Source organism: Comamonas sp. AG1104 (assembly GCF_003350425.1).
GTDB classification, from domain to species: Bacteria; Pseudomonadota; Gammaproteobacteria; order Burkholderiales; family Burkholderiaceae_C; genus Comamonas; species Comamonas testosteroni.
Genome location: NZ_QQAS01000009.1, coordinates 41,224 through 56,452 on the forward strand (window position 1 = coordinate 41,224; position 15,229 = coordinate 56,452).

Below are 15,229 nucleotides of genomic sequence, written 5' to 3' on the forward strand. Positions count from 1 at the left end.
CTGGATGATCAGGGCGCGAGCCGGATATCACCCATGTAGGCAAGTCCTTCGCCATGGGTGTTGTCCGAGTCCGCCGAGACAGTGACACCGATGATGGTGGGCATGGCCTGGGACTCGTCGCCAAAGGCGTGCAGATAGTCGGACGTCAGATTGCGCTGTTCCGTTACCCACTGGCCTTTGTGCGTGCTGCCGCTTTGCAGCACGATATAGCGCATGCGATGCGTGAACGCGTTGTGCATGACCGTGCCTGTGGGTTGCTTGTTGTCCCAGACATAGCACAGCGTCTCGGCTGGAATATCCTCTCCGGTGCTGATTCTGCCCAGACGCAGCTTTGCCCGTTCGCCAAAGCTCAGCTGCGATTTGTCAAAGTCGAAGGACATGCAGAGCTTGAGCGCCGCATCGTCACCGGCTCTGGTTTTGATATCGGCCTTGTCGATCAGCTGATCCACGCGCCAGCGCCACTGCAGTTGCAGATCGGGCGTGGCAGCCTGGTGCAGCGTGTGAACCATATTGCCGTAGGCGTCCTGTGTGCTCACGCGCAGCACATGCCCGCCATCCTGGTCCACCACATTGAATACCGTCGGGTTCTTGTTGGGCAGGGTGGCAAAGTGCCAGGGCCCTCCAAGAGGGCCCGGCGGCATCTGCGAAAAAGCGGGAATGCTGCTGCCCTGCGCCAGTGCAGAGACAGCTAGCGTGGACATGGCCGTGGCGAGCGCTGCAGCAAGCCGGCTTTGCCGGCGTGAAGGTTTGTGCAGGGCGAAGGTCTGAGAGTGAAGCCGCATGGATTGCCTGATGATTTTTGAAAGTTGTGGGCGCGGGAGTGGGGCAAGATGTGCAAGCTGCAATTGGTTTGCGCGCTGGCAACGGGCGGGAAGTATCGCTTTGCGATACTGCGAGACCTGCCGCTTGCTGATTTTGACAAAACACAGGGCCAAAGTTTCGGGCGCATGGATGATTCGTTCGTCGCCGCATGGAAATAGCGGTTCATTTCAACAACCACCGGGAGCCATTTGTGATCAACGCCCTGACCTTTATCCGTCCTCTTCGCAATAGCCTGTGCGCCCTGGGCGCGGCCTTTGCCTTGCTGGGCGGCAGCGCAGTCCACGCCCAGAGCGAAGCCTCTCTGGTGCTGTCGGCCCTGCCTGTGGCATCGGTGGTTGCAGCGGTATCGGGTGGTGCTTCGGAGGAAGTTGTGGCAATACCCCTGTTTCTGTCGGCCGCTGGTGCATCCGTGATCGTTGAGGCCGTGGAGAGCAGTGCCACAGGCGTGACCTATGTGCTCAAGAATGTGGCTGACGGCACTTCGGCCGTGGTCAAGGTCTCTGGCCAGGCCGCGGGTGCCCTGTCGGTCGGTGTGGGCACGGTGGTGCAGACCAGCGCTACGGCGGCCGGTGTGATCCTGTCCACGGCAGGCAAGGTGCTGGCCTTCATCCCCAACGAAATCGGCAAGGCGCTGATGCACAACGAGCGTCTGTAATTCAAGAAGCTGGAGGCTCGCATGATCAAGGAACCGTCAAACGTTGTACAAGCCATGGCGCCCGCTCAACGCACCGGCATGCCCATTCCCGGCCCTGTGGTGCTGGCGCTGGGCGCCGCGCTGATTGCCTGGGCAGGCTCGGCAGAGGCTGGCCGAAGCTGTGAGGACCGTCCGCTGACTGCAGATGTCATGGTCAAGGGGCTGAATCTGGCCGCGCGCACCGCCAAGGCACTGGATGCCGAGTTTCAGAAGAACGGCACCCAGGTCGTGCTGCTGGCTCGGCAAGGACAGGACTTGAGCAAATACGATCTCAAGTACTCGCACTATGGCTGGGCCTACAGAACACCTGCCGGCCCCTGGCGTGTGGCGCACAAGCTCAACGAGTGCGGCACCGCATCCGGCCATATCTACCGTCAGGGCCTGGGCGAGTTCTTCCTTGACGATATGTGGCGCTACGAAGCCGCCATTCAGATCCCGACACCGGCGGTGCAGCAGGCCCTGCTCAAGTTCCTGAGCGCTCCCACGGTGCTGCGCCTGCAAAACGAGCCCTACAGCATGGTCAGCTATGTCTGGAGCAGCAAATACCAGCAGTCGAACCAATGGGCGACCGAGACGCTGGCCGCTGCCATGGAGCCGTCGGCGATTCAGAACCGTGCACAGGCTCAGGCCTGGCTGCAGTCCAAGGGCTATGAGCCCAGCGCGCTCATCATTCGGGCGTTCTCGCGACTGGGCGGACGCATGACGGCCGCCAATATCGCGTTTGACGATCATCCGAATGAAAAGCGCTTTGCCAGCCGCATAGAGACGGTGACGGTGGACTCCGTGACCCAGTGGTTGCAGCGCACGCAACTGGCATCGGCCGTGCGTACCGTGCAGTGAGTTTGAGCCCTGTTAGCTTCAAGGCCTTGCTGAGTATGCGCATGGCGCTACGTTTTTGGAGTAATTGAAAATGAGCAAGTCTCTGCGTTTGCCCGAGAAATGGTTTCGCCGTGGCCTCTGGCTGGTGGCGCTGGTGTTTGCCTTCTTCCTGATAGGCCTGGGCGGGCTGGTGGTGGGTAATCTGCCGCAGCCCGATCGCTCGCTGGAGATCGAGTCCTTTATTCCTGAGGCCGATGTACAGCGTGTGCGGGCCGAAATCGACCAGGCCCAGAAGACAGCCGGCGTGACCCAGAAGGCGCTGGACAGGGCACAGCTCAAGTTCGACGCTGAGCGTGCGCGCTACCAGTCGGCGCGCGACACCTTTGACAACTGGGTGGCGACCCGCCGTGCGACGGAGCGCCCTGAGCAGGATGCAGAACTGGTCGCACGCAGCAAGGCGCTGGATGCGCTCAAGCAGGCCGAGGACATGGCCCGCCAGGAGCGCGAGAAGGAAGCACAGACCCATCTGGAGGCCAATCAGGCCGTCTCCAACGCCGAGGCCGAGATGAGCAGTCTGCGCGAGCAGGCCTATCCCCAATATGAAGCCGCCATGCGAGCCAGTGAACTGCGCGTGTTTCTGTTCCGTCTGGCCATTACCCTGCCTTTGCTGGTGGTGGCGGGCTGGCTGTTCGCGAGGAAGCGCAAGAGTACCTGGTGGCCTTTTGTCTGGGGCTTCATCTTTTTTGCGCTGTTTGCCTTCTTTGTCGAGCTGGTGCCTTATCTGCCTGACTACGGCGGCTATGTGCGCTATATCGTGGGCATCGTGGTGACGGTGCTGCTGGGCCGCTATGCCATTCTTGCGCTCAACCGCTATCTGGAAAAACAGAAGCTGCAGGAGTCTCTGCCCGAAGAGCGGCGCCGTGAAGAGCTGAGCTATGACGTGGCGCTGGAGCGGCTGTCCAAGAATGTGTGCCCGGGCTGCGAGCGCCCCGTGGATCTCAAGAACACCGAGATCGACTTCTGTCCCCATTGCGGCATCGGCCTGTTCGACCATTGCGGAAGCTGCGCCACCCGCAAGAGCGCGTTCTCACGCTTTTGTCATAGCTGTGGCACTGCGGCCGGCAAGATGCTGCCGCGTCCCGATGCGGCGGTGGCAGCCTCGCCCGCCTCCGGGTCCGGCGAGCCCGGATGACCGTGGGCCGGGCGACCGGCTTGTCGGGGGCGGCAGTGGCGTGTCGCGCTCAGCGAAGCTGCGCTGCGACGCGATCGCGCCCGGCGGCCTTGGCCTCATACAAAGCCTGGTCTGCCTGCTGCAGAAGCAGGTCCAGGCTTTGATGCGCTTGCAGGCTGGCAGTATGAGCCAGACCTATGCTGACGGTGGCGCTCATCGTCTTGTCATTCATGGGCACGCGCAGCTCCCGGATGGAGCGGTTGATGCGCTTGGCGATCTCCTGCGCAGCGGTTGCATCCACCTTGGGTAGAGCCACGGCGAATTCCTCGCCTCCCATGCGACCTACGATGTCCTGAGCGCGCAGCACCTGGCTCAGGGTCTGGCTGAAGCTGCGCAGCAATTGGTCGCCTCCCGCATGGCCGAAGCTGTCGTTGATCTGTTTGAAATGGTCGAGATCCAGCATCAGAATGGCGAAGGGCTGGCCATCCTGGCGGCAACGCTCCAGTATTCTTTGCCCCTGCTTCATGAAGGCACCGCGTGCCAGCATATCGGTCAGAAAGTCGTGGTTGACGGCATGACTGAGCTTTTGCATCAGCTCGTTGCGCGCCATATGCGATCCTGCCACCGCAAGTGGGCCCAGCACCAGCATGCATAGCCCCACGCGAAATGACAAAGCCTCCAGAAAATGTGCGGGTGTGAATTCAAGCGTGCCCAGCGAAATGAAAATGATGCTGCTCAGGCAAAGTGTTGCCGTGATCAGCGTCAGACTGAAGATGCGATAGCTCAGCGCGCACCATATGAGAGCCGGCAGCGAGAACGCCAGCGAGCCGGGACCTTTGATCCAGTAGCTGATGGCTTCCAGCGCAATGACAGACAGCAAAGGCAGGATGCGGCGCAAGGGGGAGGACTCGCCCAGATGCCCAGCTGGCTGCTTGCGTGTCGGCCAGGCCAGGACAATGGGCAAAAACATCATGTAGTTCAGCCATTCGCTGCTCAGCCACATGGAAAAGGCCTGCCAGTGCGGCGTCCCGAAAACGGCGCTCAGCACCGGCGCTCCCAGCAGCGCTGCCGTCAGTGCGCCCAGGCCGCTGCCCACAAACAGCAGCAGGGCGGAGGACTGGCGTTGCATGAACAAAGTGGCATGGCGCTGTCTGTGCATCAGCGCCCAGGCCGCGCCCACACCGGCCATATTGGCGATGCTCAGCAGGATTGCCACATCGAGCCGGCTGCCTGTGAGCAGATCAGCTGCGATATAGGCGACCGAAACCGCCAGCACCGAGCTCGGGCGAAGCCAGTCAGGGCGGTGCAGCAAAAGGCCCAGCAGCAGTGCGTTTGCAGGCCAGATCGCCGAGAGAAATCCCATGGGGCGCCCCAGTATGCCCAGCAAGGCGGCCAGAAACACCAGGCTCCCAAGCCCGAGCGCCGCTGCCCATGTCCTGGGGGCAGCGGTCTGCAGCATCGGCGTTGGCTTGGGTGCGGAGGCGTCGGTCATGGGGGAGGGGCCGAGAGCGTTTCGTGGAACTTTCTTCAGTGGCTCTTTGCGAATTCGATATCAATCGCCAAAAATGCCTGTTGTTGCCGTCAGATGTTGTGGTTTTAACAAAAACATACAGAAAAATGATTGCCGAAGCGGTTTTGAGGCACGCAATTGACGATGTTTTTCATTTGACGGACTCCAGGCAAGCCGGATGTCAACCGCCGAATGAAAAAAGCCAGAGACTCGCTCTGGCTTTTTGGTGGTTCTGCTGCGGCAGACGATGGGTGGCTTAGACCCCGCGTGCGCGGTCGGCCTTGAATTGGGCGCGGAACTGGGCAAAAGTGCCTGCGTCCAGTGCGTTGCGGATTTCCTGCATCAGGTTCAGGTAATAGTGCAGGTTGTGGATGGTGGTCAGCATGGGGCCCAGCATTTCGCCGCAGCGGTCCAGGTGGTGCAGATAGGCTCGGCTGAAGCCTTCTCGGCCGCCATCGTCCCAGCTCACGCCGCTCTTGCCCGCGCAGGCATGGCAGGTGCAGGTGGTGTCTATGGGCTGGTGATCCACCTTGTGGCGGGCGTTGCGGATCTTCAGATCGCCGTAGCGCGTAAAGATGGTGCCGTTGCGAGCATTGCGGGTAGGCATCACGCAGTCAAACATGTCCACGCCGTCGGCCACGCCTTGCACCAGGTCTTCGGGCGTACCCACGCCCATCAGGTAACGCGGCTTGTTGGCGGGCAGCAGATGCGGCGTGTGAGCCATGATCTCCAGCATCTCGTCCTTGGGCTCCCCCACAGAGACGCCGCCTACGGCATAGCCGGGGAAATCGATTTCCAGCAGGCCCTGCAGCGATTCCTCGCGCAGATTGGTATACATGCCACCTTGCACGATGCCGAACAAGGCATTGGGGTTGTCCAGGCGCTGGAACTCCTCCTTGGAGCGCTTGGCCCAGCGACGGCTCATCTCCATGGACTTGCGCGCTTCGGCTTCGGTGGTCTTCTTGCCGTTGGTTTCGTAGGGCGTGCACTCGTCGAGCTGCATGACGATGTCCGAATTCAGAATCGTCTGGATCTGCATGCTGACCTCGGGCGACATGAACAGCTTGTCGCCGTTCACGGGGCTCTGGAAATGCACGCCTTCCTCGGTGATCTTGCGCATGGCACCCAGCGACCAGACCTGGAAACCGCCCGAGTCGGTCAGTATGGGCTTGTCCCACTTCTCGAAGTCGTGCAGACCGCCAAAGGACTTCATGATGTCCAGGCCAGGACGCATCCACAGATGGAAGGTGTTGCCCAGGATGATCTGCGCGCCCATTTCTTCAAGGCTGCGCGGCATCACGCCCTTGACGGTGCCATAGGTGCCCACGGGCATGAAGATGGGGGTCTGGACCTTGCCGTGGTTAAGCGTCAAGGTGCCACGGCGCGCGTGGCTGTTCGGGTCGGTCTTGAGAAGGTCAAACTGCAGCATAGCCCGCTATTTTCCCAGATGCCCGCAAGCACTGCTGCAATAGCCGGTGCTTGCCCCAGATTCGCAACCCGTCTTTGCAGCCAGGGCCTACACTGGTGCGCAAGACGAACAGGAGGTTGCCATGCTCAAGATCATGATTGCGGTGGATGGATCGGATGTCGCACTTGAGGCCGTACGCCACGGCATCAAGCTTTTGCAGAGCGGACTGGATGCTCACTTTGTGATAGCTCATGTGCAGAAGGAGGCCACGCTGCTGGAGCTTGCAACCACAGATTCAGACCTGATTGCCAACGCCAGCATCGAAGCCGGCATGGATCTGGTTGCGCCTGCACAGGATCTTCTCAAGGAGGCCGGGGCCTCCTATGAAGTGGAGATCAGCCTGGGCGAAGAGGCCAATACCCTGATTGATATTGCCGAGAGCAATGAGTGCGATCAGATCATCATCGGTGCGACGGGCCAGAGCGGCCTGGGCAGCATCCTGATCGGCTCGGTCTCTCGTGAGGTGGCCAGACACAGTCGGCTGCCGGTGACGATTGTGAAGATGCCCGAAGTGGCCGAGGCGGATGACAGTTCCGCTGAAGAGGCTGAATCCTGATTTGATGGCGCTCTGCGCTTGATCAATAAGAGCTGGCGGAAATTTGAGTGGAAATCAGGCAGCCTGGCGCTGCTGGCCTGACTCACGTCTTTGCCAGCTGCTGCGGCTGCCTGCACGATGGGCTGCAAATTTGCCATGCGGCATGTTTGCCAGACGCGTCAGCATCCAGCGGCAGTAGCCTTGCACGCTCAGGCATTTGTTGATTTCTTCTTCGGGCAGCGGGCCTGAGACCACGACCAGCCGGTTCGCGCCTTCCCAGTCTCCTGCCATGCGCAGACGGCGCTGCGCGCCCATGGCCCAGGAGTGGATGCGGGTGGGGTGACCATGCTGGTGCACGCGGCCTGTGATTCGATCAAACGCGATGGCGACCAGCTCGGTCTTGAGGCGATAGGGGCGCTCTCCCGTGATGGCGTTGGGCGCATCACGCATGTCGTAGAGATAGTAGAACCCGGACTTGAGCCGATATCGCAGATGCAGTAAATCCATGAACCATGCCCCCCAAGCCTGTGTCACGCAGGACTGCGTGCAGGGCATTCTCCATGAAATTGTCACAAAACGGTGTTTTTTCGGGCTCAGGCAGTTTCTGGCGAGCTCAGCACCTGTCTGAGTTTGCCCAGTTGTTCGTACAGATCGCTGGCGTTTTTGCTGCCCAGTGGAGTCAGCAACTGCTCAAGCCATAGCTCATGCGCAGCTGCCATGGCCTTGAACTGCTTTTTGCCCGTACGGGTCAGGCGCACGATCATGGAGCGGCGGTCTTCCTCGTCAGCCACGCGTTCCACCCAGCCTTCGGCCACCAGTTGATCGGTCAGTCCGGTCACATTGCCGCCGGTCACCATCAGATATTCCGACAGGGTCTTCATGCGCAGACCCTTGGGAAAGCGGCTGAGCTGTGCCAGGTAGTCAAAACGAGGCAGGGTCGTGCCGAACTCTGTGCGTAGCTGGCTGCGAATGACCTGCTCGATCTGTGTGCTGCAGGTCAGAAGGCGCAGCCACAGGCGCACGGCCTGATGGTCGGAGTGGGACAGGCCAGCCTCGCGTCCCGGGGCTTCGGGCATGTCGATGGAAAAATCCGGATTGTGTTGGGCCATGGTTGGCATGGTGCGCAAACTAGCGTGCTTTGGGTTCAGGGTTTGGCCGGATTTTAGTGAAAATTTCATGCATTAATAATTTAGATATAAAGTAATTTTTTTGAAAAGCCAGGAACGGATCACAGTCATGAAAATTGTCTGCATAGGCGGTGGCCCCGCCGGCTTGTACTTTGCTTTGCTGATGAAGCAGATGAGCCCTGCACATGAGGTGACGGTGGTGGAGCGCAACAAGCCCTACGACACCTTTGGCTGGGGCGTGGTTTTCTCCGATGCCACTATGGACAATATGCGCGACTGGGACCCGGTGACGGCCGTGCAGATCGAGCAGGCTTTCAATCATTGGGACGATATCGAGTTGCTGTTCAAAGGGCGAAAGATTCGCTCCGGAGGACATGGCTTTGTGGGGATTGGCCGCAAGCATCTGCTCAATATCCTGCAAGCGCGTTGCGAACAGCTGGGTGTGAACCTGGTGTTCGAGACCGATGTGCAAAGCGACGAGGATTATCCGGATGCCGACCTGGTGATTGCCTGCGATGGCGTGAACTCGCGCATTCGCAGCAAATATGCCGACATCTTCAAGCCCGATATCGTCACCCGCCCCAATCGCTATATCTGGCTGGGAACGAACAAGGTCTACGAGGCATTCACCTTTGATTTCGTGCGCACGCCGCATGGCTGGTTTCAGGCGCATATCTACAAGTTCGACGACAAGACCTCAACCTTCATCGTGGAGACCACGGAGGAATGCTGGAAAGCCAGCGGTCTCGACACCGCCGATCAGGAGCAGTCCATTGCCTTCTGTGAAAAGCTGTTCGCGGACAATCTGCAGGGCGAGAAACTGATGACCAATGCCCGCCATCTGCGCGGCTCGGCCTGGATCAACTTTCAGCGCGTGGTCTGCGACCAGTGGTGGTTGAAAAACCGCAAGGGCAGCCATGTGGTGCTGATGGGCGATGCCGTGCATACGGCACATTTCGCCATTGGCTCAGGAACCAAGCTGGCGATCGAGGATGCGATCGAGCTGGCACGCCAGTTCAAGCAGCGGGGTGATGCGGCTGCGCATATTCCCGAGGTGTTGGCGGCCTATCAGGAAGCGCGTCGTGTCGAGACGCTGCGCATTCAGAACGCGGCCTGGAATGCGATGGAGTGGTTCGAGGTCTGCGGCCAGCGCTATTGCGACCAACTGGAGCCCGAGCAGTTCATGTACTCCATGCTCACGCGCAGTCAGCGCATCAGCCATGAGAACCTGCGCATGCGTGATGCGCAGTGGCTTGGCGGCTATGAGAAATGGCTGGCCGAGAGAAACGGCGTCGCGGTCGATGCCAATGCGCCGCCGCCCATGTTCCTGCCCTATACCCTGCGCGGCCTCACGCTGAAGAACCGTATCGTGGTCTCACCCATGGCGCAGTACTCTGCGGTTGATGGCGTGCCTGGTGAGTTTCACCTCGTTCATCTGGGTGCGCGTGCGCTCGGTGGTGCCGGTCTGGTGTTTGCCGAGATGGCCTGTGTCAGCCCCGAGGGGCGCATCACGCCCGGCTGCCCGGGTACTTATAGTGCTGAGCAAAAGCAGGCCTGGAAACGCATCAGCGACTGGATTCACGCCAACACCGATGCCAAGTTCGCCATGCAGATCGGCCATGCGGGTGCAAAGGCCTCGACGCGGCTGGCCTGGGAAGGTACGGATCTGCCGCTGGAGCAGGGCAACTGGCCCATCATGGCAGCGTCTGAGCAGCAATATCTGCAGGGAGTGAGCCAGATTTCCAGGGTCATGACACGCGCCGACATGGATGAGGTGCTGCAGCAGTTTGTGCACGCTGCGCAAATGGCGGCCGACATCGGCGTGGACTGGCTGGAGCTGCACTGTGCGCACGGCTATCTGCTGTCGGGCTTTATCTCGCCGCTGACCAATCAGCGCAGCGATGAATACGGCGGCAGCCTGGAAAACCGTCTGCGCTTCCCGCTGGAAGTGTTCAAGGCCATGCGCGCCGTTTGGCCTCAGGACAAGCCCATGTCCGTGCGCATCTCGGCTCATGACTGGGTGCCGGGCGGCATCACGCCCGAAGATGCGGTACAGATTGCCAAGGCCTTCAAGGCCGCAGGTGCCGATCTGATCGACTGCTCATCGGGGCAGGTCAGCAAGCTTGAAAAGCCGGTGTTTGGTCGCATGTATCAAACCCCGTTTGCAGACCGCATTCGCCAGGAGGCCGGTATTGCGACCATGGCCGTGGGCGCGATCAGCGAGGCCGACCATGCCAACAGCATCATTGCTGCAGGACGTGCCGACCTCTGTGCCGTGGCACGCCCGCATCTGGCCAACCCGGCCTGGACGCTGACCGAGGCCGCCAAGATTGGCTACACGCCTATCGTCTGGCCCAAGCAATACTTCCAGGGCAAGCGCCAGATGGAAGCCCTGTTCGAGCGCGAGAAAGCGCAGCAAGCCGGGGCCAAATGAAACACCCCCTGATTCGCGTCGCGTTTTCCCTCTCGGTCAACGCATGCAGACGCAGCCTGCGCTGCGGGGAGCCACGAGCTGGAGTGCACCAGTTCTGTGGGCCAGTGGTCTGGAGAATTCAATGACAGGCGATCTCAACCATCAACATGCGCTGGTGACGGGCGCGGGCCAGGGCATTGGCGAGGCGATTGCGCGCCAACTGCTGGAGCAGGGCGCTCGCGTCACGGTGCTGGGACGTCGCGCCGAGCCGCTGCAGAAACTGGTGGAAGAGCACCCCGGTCAATGCCAGATGGTGCTGGCCGATGTGTCCGATGAAAAACAGGTGGCAACAGCGTTTGCGAAGGCGGCAGCCGTGCAAGGTGACATCAGCATTCTGGTCAATAACGCCGGCCAGGCCAGCAGCGCGCCCTTCATGAAGATGGATGCCGCGCATTGGCAGCAGATGCTGGCGGTCAACCTGACCGGCACCATGCACTGCATTCAGCAAGTGCTGCCGGCCATGTCCGCTTCGGGCTGGGGACGAATCGTCAATGTGGCCAGCACGGCTGGTTTGGTGGGCTACGCCTATGTCGCGGCCTATGTAGCGGCCAAGCATGGCGTGGTGGGCCTGACACGAGCCCTGGCGCTGGAGTACGCCAAGACCGGGATCACCGTCAACGCCGTCTGCCCCGGCTATACCGAAACCGAGATTGTCAAAACCAGCATTGACCGAGTCGTTGCCAAGACCGGCCGCACTCCAGAGCAGGCAATGGCTGAGTTCGTCAAATCCAACCCCCAAGGCCGCCTGGTACAGCCGCACGAGGTGGCGGACGCCGTGCTGTGGCTATGTGGGCGAGGTGCAGCAAGTATTACCGGGCAAGCCATAGCCGTCGCTGGTGGCGAAGTCATGTGAACCGGATTTTTGGAGACAGACATGAGCGAATACGCAATCGATCCAGCGCTGCAAGCTGGCAATCACAAGCTGCTGGCGGGTTATAAGGCCACGCATTTCCAGTGGCAGGTGACAGATGGTGTGGCCACCATCACCCTCAATCGCCCTGAGCGCAAGAATCCGCTGACGTTTGATTCCTATGCCGAGCTGCGTGACCTGTTTCACCAGCTCAAGTGGGCTCAGGATGTGAAGGCAGTGGTGATGGTCGGCGCCGGCGGCAACTTCTGCTCGGGTGGCGATGTGCATGAAATCATCGGGCCGCTGGTCGCGCTCAAGGCCCCGGAGCTTTTGATGTTCACCCGCATGACGGGCGAGCTGGTCAAGACCATGCGTGCCTGCCCTCAGCCGATCATCGCGGCAATCGATGGCGTATGTGCGGGTGCTGGGGCCATCATGGCCATGGCCTCGGACATGCGCCTGGGCACCGCGCGCAGCAAGACTGCGTTCCTGTTCAACCGCGTGGGGCTGGCTGGCTGCGACATGGGGGCCTGCGCCATGCTGCCTCGCATCATCGGTCAGGGGCGTGCGAGCGAGCTGCTCTATACGGGACGCGGCCTGGGCGGTGAGGAGAGCGAACGCTGGGGCTTCTTCAACCGTCTGTGCGAACCTGAGAGCGTGCTGGCCGAGGCGCAGAAGCTGGCTGGCGATCTGGCTGCCGGTCCCAGCTTTGCCAACGGCATTACCAAGACCATGCTGCACCAGGAATGGGCCATGACGATTGAGCAGGCGATTGAGGCCGAAGCGCAGGCCCAGGCACTGTGCATGCTGACCGAGGATTTCTCGCGTGCCTATCACGCGTTTGTCGCCAAGCAAAAACCGGTCTTTCAAGGAAACTGATATGGCAGACACCAGCTATCTGAAGTGGCCTTTTTTCGAGCCCCATCACGCACGCCTTGCGCAGTCGCTGGATGCCTGGGCCAGGCAGAGCATTGCGCATGCGCATGGCCCCGATGTGGATGCTGAATGCCGCAAACTGGTCAAGGCCCTGGGCGAGGCAGGCTGGCTGCGGCATGCGGTTGCTGGGACGGCCTATGGCGGTGCGGGGGAGCAGATCGACACAAGAGCCATCTGCCTGATCCGGGAGACTCTGGCGCGCCACAGCGGACTGGCCGACTTTGCGTTTGCCATGCAGGGTCTGGGCTCGGGGGCGATTTCTCTGGCGGGCAGCGATGAGCAGAAAACACGCTATCTGAGCCTGGTGGCCAGGGGCGAGGCAATCTCAGCTTTTGCGCTGTCCGAGCCCGACGCCGGCTCGGACGTGGCGGCCATGGCCTGCGAGGCCAGGCTGGAAGGTGATCACTATGTCATCAACGGCGAGAAGACCTGGATCTCCAACGGAGGCATTGCCGACTTCTATGTCGTTTTCGTGCGTACGGGCGAGGCTGCGGGTTCGCGTGGTTTGTCGGCCCTGATTGTGGAGGCTGGCACCCCGGGTTTTGAGATTGTCGAGCGTATCAACGTCATCGCTCCGCACCCGCTGGCGCGTTTGAAGTTCTCGAACTGCCGCGTGCCTGCCGCCCAGCGCGTGGGCGAGGCCGGCGAGGGCTTCAAGGTGGCGATGCGCACGCTCGATGTGTTCCGCACCTCGGTGGCCGCCGCATCGCTGGGCTTTGCGCGTCGAGCCATGGATGAGGCCTTGCAGCGCGCGACCAGCCGCAAGATGTTCGGCGGCGTGCTGGCTGATTTTCAGCTCACTCAGGCCAAGCTTGCGCAGATGGCCACGCAGATCGACAGCGCGGCGCTGCTGACCTATCGCGCAGCCTGGTTGCGCGACCAGGGCGAGAACGTTACAAGGGAAGCCGCCATGGCCAAGATGACGGCGACCGAAAACGCCCAGCAGGTGATCGATGCCGCCGTGCAGATCTGGGGCGGCCTGGGCGTGGTCAGCGAGCAACCCGTGGAGCGCCTTTACCGGGAGATTCGCGCCTTGCGGATCTACGAAGGCGCGACCGAGGTGCAGCAGCTCATCATCGGGCGTGACCTCATCAAAAACCATGGCTGAAAGCGCTCACCAATAAAGAACATCAGCCTGTTTTGGCCAAAAGGAGTGTGAGTCATGTCGTACACCGCGCATATCGATACCTTTGCTGCCGACAACCTGCCACCACCCGAGCAGCAGCCCGAGTTCATTTTCGAGCTGCCCGAGCTGCGGTTCCCCGAGCGCCTTAACTGTGCCGTGGAGCTGCTGGATAGACATGTGAGCGAGGGGCGCGGCGACCGTCTGTGCATTCAGGCCGAAGGCCTGCGCTGGAGCTATGCAGATCTGCAGCTCAAGGCCAATCGCATCGCCAATGTGCTGACGCAGGAGCTGGGGCTGAAGCCCGGCAATCGCGTGTTGCTGTGCGCACCCAACAATCCCATGATGGTGGCATGCTGGTTTGGCGTTATCAAGGCCGGGGGCATTGCCGTGGCCGCCATGCCGCTGCTGCGGGCCAAGGAGCTGTCCACCATCATCGACATAGCGCAAATCAGCCATGCGCTGTGCGATGCTGCGTTGCGCACCGAGGTACAGGGTGCACAGGAAAAAACCAGCACGCTCAAGGCCGTGCGCTATTTCAACAGTGTGGAAGCCGATGCACTGGAGCGCATGATGGAGCATGCGGGCGATGACTTCCAGGCCGTGGCAACCGCAGCCACCGATACCTGTTTGCTGGGCTTCACCTCGGGCACCACGGGCGTGCCCAAGGCCACCATGCATTTTCATCGTGATGTGATGGCGGTCTGCGCCTGCTGGCCCGTGCATACGCTGCGTGCCAATGCCGACGATGTGTTCATAGGCAGCCCGCCGCTGGCATTCACTTTCGGGCTGGGAGGGCAGGTGCTGTTCCCTATGTCCATCGGAGCCAGCATGGCCTTGCTGGAGAAAGCCGGCCCCGTGCAACTGGTTGATGGCATTGAGCGATTTGGTGCCAGTGTGGTGTTCACGGCGCCCACGTCCTACCGTGTGATGGCCCAGCAGGGCGAACGCATCCGCCGCACCCGGTTGCGCAAATGTGTGTCGGCAGGCGAGGCCTTGACCGCCTCCACACGAGCGCTGTGGAAGGACGCGACTGGTATTGAAATCATTGACGGTATCGGTTCTACCGAGATGCTGCACATCTTCATCTCGCACCGCGAAGAGGAGGCTCGTCCCGGTGCCACAGGCAAGGCCGTGCCCGGCTATCGTGCCAAGGTTGTGGATGATGCGGGGCTTGAGGTGCCGCCCGGCACCGTGGGCAGACTGGCCGTGCAGGGACCCACGGGATGCCGCTATCTCAACGACAACCGTCAGGCCAAGTATGTGAGCCGGGGCTGGAATCTGACGGGTGATGCCTATCTGATGGATGTCGATGGCTATTTCGTTTATCAGGCACGCACCGACGACATGATCATCTCGGCCGGATACAACATCGCGGCGCCTGAAGTCGAGGAGGCCCTGATGCAGCACGGTTCTGTGGCTGAATGCGCGGTGATTGGCGTGGCCGACAGCGAGCGAGGCCAGATCGTCAAGGCTTTTGTGGTGCTGCGTGCCGGCCATGTGGCCAGCGATGCCATGGTCATGGAGCTGCAGGATTTTGTGAAGAGCCAGGTCGCGCCCTACAAATATCCACGGGCCGTACAGTTCGTCGATCAACTGCCGCGCACGGCCACGGGCAAGCTGCAGCGCTTTCGCCTGCATCAAACCTGATTGCCATGTTTTTAAAGCTGCATGCGCATGCTTGAAAAGCGCTGCAGGCAG

14 protein-coding genes are annotated in these 15,229 nt (G+C 61.0%); 9 read left to right on the forward strand and 5 right to left on the reverse strand.

From position 1 onward, the window contains the following. Window positions 1–8: 8 nt before the first annotated feature. Window positions 9–701: a DUF3047 domain-containing protein gene (locus DFO48_RS21340; protein WP_199407037.1), complete on the reverse strand. Its 693-nt coding sequence runs from the start codon at window positions 699–701 to the stop codon at window positions 9–11. A gap of 269 nt (window positions 702–970) precedes the next feature. Here DFO48_RS21340 and DFO48_RS21345 point away from each other — a divergent pair, with 269 nt between their 5' ends. From DFO48_RS21345 to DFO48_RS21355, 3 genes are all read left to right on the forward strand, one after another. Further along, window positions 971–1,477, forward strand: coding sequence for a hypothetical protein (locus DFO48_RS21345; protein ID WP_114864694.1), 507 nt, complete (start codon window positions 971–973; stop codon window positions 1,475–1,477). A 21-nt stretch (window positions 1,478–1,498) separates the two neighbouring features. Beyond that, window positions 1,499–2,356, forward strand: coding sequence for a DUF2145 domain-containing protein (locus DFO48_RS21350; protein ID WP_114864695.1), 858 nt, complete (start codon window positions 1,499–1,501; stop codon window positions 2,354–2,356). 70 nt (window positions 2,357–2,426) lie between these two features. After that, window positions 2,427–3,527 carry a serine endopeptidase gene (locus tag DFO48_RS21355; protein WP_114864696.1) on the forward strand — a complete coding sequence of 367 codons (1,101 nt, stop codon included), beginning with the start codon at window positions 2,427–2,429 and terminating at the stop codon, window positions 3,525–3,527. Window positions 3,528–3,576: 49 nt separating this feature from the next. On the opposite strand, the gene DFO48_RS21360 is transcribed toward DFO48_RS21355, so the two are convergent. Both DFO48_RS21360 and tgt read right to left on the reverse strand, forming a co-directional pair. After that, window positions 3,577–4,998, reverse strand: a complete 1,422-nt coding sequence (locus tag DFO48_RS21360; protein WP_034349418.1) for a GGDEF domain-containing protein — start codon at window positions 4,996–4,998, stop codon at window positions 3,577–3,579. Window positions 4,999–5,272: 274 nt separating this feature from the next. Then, window positions 5,273–6,445, reverse strand: a complete 1,173-nt coding sequence (tgt, locus tag DFO48_RS21365) for a tRNA guanosine(34) transglycosylase Tgt (RefSeq protein ID WP_003078058.1) — start codon at window positions 6,443–6,445, stop codon at window positions 5,273–5,275. A gap of 121 nt (window positions 6,446–6,566) precedes the next feature. Between tgt and DFO48_RS21370 the strand changes: the two genes are divergently transcribed. Beyond that, window positions 6,567–7,040, forward strand: coding sequence for a universal stress protein (locus DFO48_RS21370; protein WP_003078056.1), 474 nt, complete (start codon window positions 6,567–6,569; stop codon window positions 7,038–7,040). Between the two features lie 54 nt (window positions 7,041–7,094). Here the strand turns inward: DFO48_RS21370 and DFO48_RS21375 are convergent, their stop codons facing one another. Beyond that, window positions 7,095–7,574 carry a hypothetical protein gene (locus tag DFO48_RS21375; RefSeq protein ID WP_003078055.1) on the reverse strand — a complete coding sequence of 160 codons (480 nt, stop codon included), beginning with the start codon at window positions 7,572–7,574 and terminating at the stop codon, window positions 7,095–7,097. 38 nt (window positions 7,575–7,612) lie between these two features. Next, window positions 7,613–8,137 (reverse strand): MarR family winged helix-turn-helix transcriptional regulator, encoded by a 525-nt coding sequence (locus tag DFO48_RS21380; protein ID WP_370449603.1) that lies wholly within the window; start codon window positions 8,135–8,137, stop codon window positions 7,613–7,615. Between the two features lie 118 nt (window positions 8,138–8,255). Between DFO48_RS21380 and DFO48_RS21385 the strand changes: the two genes are divergently transcribed. The 5 genes from DFO48_RS21385 (at window position 8,256) to DFO48_RS21405 (ending at window position 15,178) form a co-directional block, all read left to right on the forward strand. Continuing rightward, the gene (locus DFO48_RS21385) at window positions 8,256–10,580 is read left to right on the forward strand and encodes a bifunctional salicylyl-CoA 5-hydroxylase/oxidoreductase (protein WP_114864698.1); all 2,325 of its coding nucleotides are present in this window, start codon (window positions 8,256–8,258) and stop codon (window positions 10,578–10,580) included. A 121-nt stretch (window positions 10,581–10,701) separates the two neighbouring features. After that, window positions 10,702–11,472 (forward strand): SDR family NAD(P)-dependent oxidoreductase, encoded by a 771-nt coding sequence (locus DFO48_RS21390; RefSeq protein ID WP_114864699.1) that lies wholly within the window; start codon window positions 10,702–10,704, stop codon window positions 11,470–11,472. A gap of 21 nt (window positions 11,473–11,493) precedes the next feature. Further along, the gene (locus tag DFO48_RS21395) at window positions 11,494–12,348 is read left to right on the forward strand and encodes an enoyl-CoA hydratase family protein (RefSeq protein WP_114864700.1); all 855 of its coding nucleotides are present in this window, start codon (window positions 11,494–11,496) and stop codon (window positions 12,346–12,348) included. 1 nt (window position 12,349) lies between these two features. Continuing rightward, window positions 12,350–13,513 (forward strand): acyl-CoA dehydrogenase family protein, encoded by a 1,164-nt coding sequence (locus DFO48_RS21400; RefSeq protein WP_114864701.1) that lies wholly within the window; start codon window positions 12,350–12,352, stop codon window positions 13,511–13,513. 54 nt (window positions 13,514–13,567) lie between these two features. After that, window positions 13,568–15,178, forward strand: a complete 1,611-nt coding sequence (locus DFO48_RS21405; RefSeq protein ID WP_114864702.1) for a benzoate-CoA ligase family protein — start codon at window positions 13,568–13,570, stop codon at window positions 15,176–15,178. The last annotated feature ends 51 nt before the right edge of the window (window positions 15,179–15,229 follow it).

Excerpts from the sequence above, each read along its gene's own strand:
- DFO48_RS21395 (WP_114864700.1), top strand. The coding sequence starts at position 11,494 with ATGAGCGAATACGCAATCGATCCAGCGCTGCAAGCTGGCAATCACAAG.
- DFO48_RS21405 (WP_114864702.1), top strand. The coding sequence starts at position 13,568 with ATGTCGTACACCGCGCATATCGATACCTTTGCTGCCGACAACCTGCCA.
- DFO48_RS21370 (WP_003078056.1), top strand. The coding sequence starts at position 6,567 with ATGCTCAAGATCATGATTGCGGTGGATGGATCGGATGTCGCACTTGAG.
- DFO48_RS21380 (WP_370449603.1), bottom strand. The coding sequence starts at position 8,137 with ATGCCAACCATGGCCCAACACAATCCGGATTTTTCCATCGACATGCCC.
- DFO48_RS21360 (WP_034349418.1), bottom strand. The coding sequence starts at position 4,998 with ATGACCGACGCCTCCGCACCCAAGCCAACGCCGATGCTGCAGACCGCT.
- DFO48_RS21340 (WP_199407037.1), bottom strand. The coding sequence starts at position 701 with ATGTCCACGCTAGCTGTCTCTGCACTGGCGCAGGGCAGCAGCATTCCC.
- DFO48_RS21390 (WP_114864699.1), top strand. The coding sequence starts at position 10,702 with ATGACAGGCGATCTCAACCATCAACATGCGCTGGTGACGGGCGCGGGC.
- DFO48_RS21355 (WP_114864696.1), top strand. The coding sequence starts at position 2,427 with ATGAGCAAGTCTCTGCGTTTGCCCGAGAAATGGTTTCGCCGTGGCCTC.
- DFO48_RS21375 (WP_003078055.1), bottom strand. The coding sequence starts at position 7,574 with ATGCCCTGCACGCAGTCCTGCGTGACACAGGCTTGGGGGGCATGGTTC.
- DFO48_RS21385 (WP_114864698.1), top strand. The coding sequence starts at position 8,256 with ATGAAAATTGTCTGCATAGGCGGTGGCCCCGCCGGCTTGTACTTTGCT.
- DFO48_RS21345 (WP_114864694.1), top strand. The coding sequence starts at position 971 with ATGGAAATAGCGGTTCATTTCAACAACCACCGGGAGCCATTTGTGATC.
- DFO48_RS21400 (WP_114864701.1), top strand. The coding sequence starts at position 12,350 with ATGGCAGACACCAGCTATCTGAAGTGGCCTTTTTTCGAGCCCCATCAC.
- tgt (WP_003078058.1), bottom strand. The coding sequence starts at position 6,445 with ATGCTGCAGTTTGACCTTCTCAAGACCGACCCGAACAGCCACGCGCGC.
- DFO48_RS21350 (WP_114864695.1), top strand. The coding sequence starts at position 1,499 with ATGATCAAGGAACCGTCAAACGTTGTACAAGCCATGGCGCCCGCTCAA.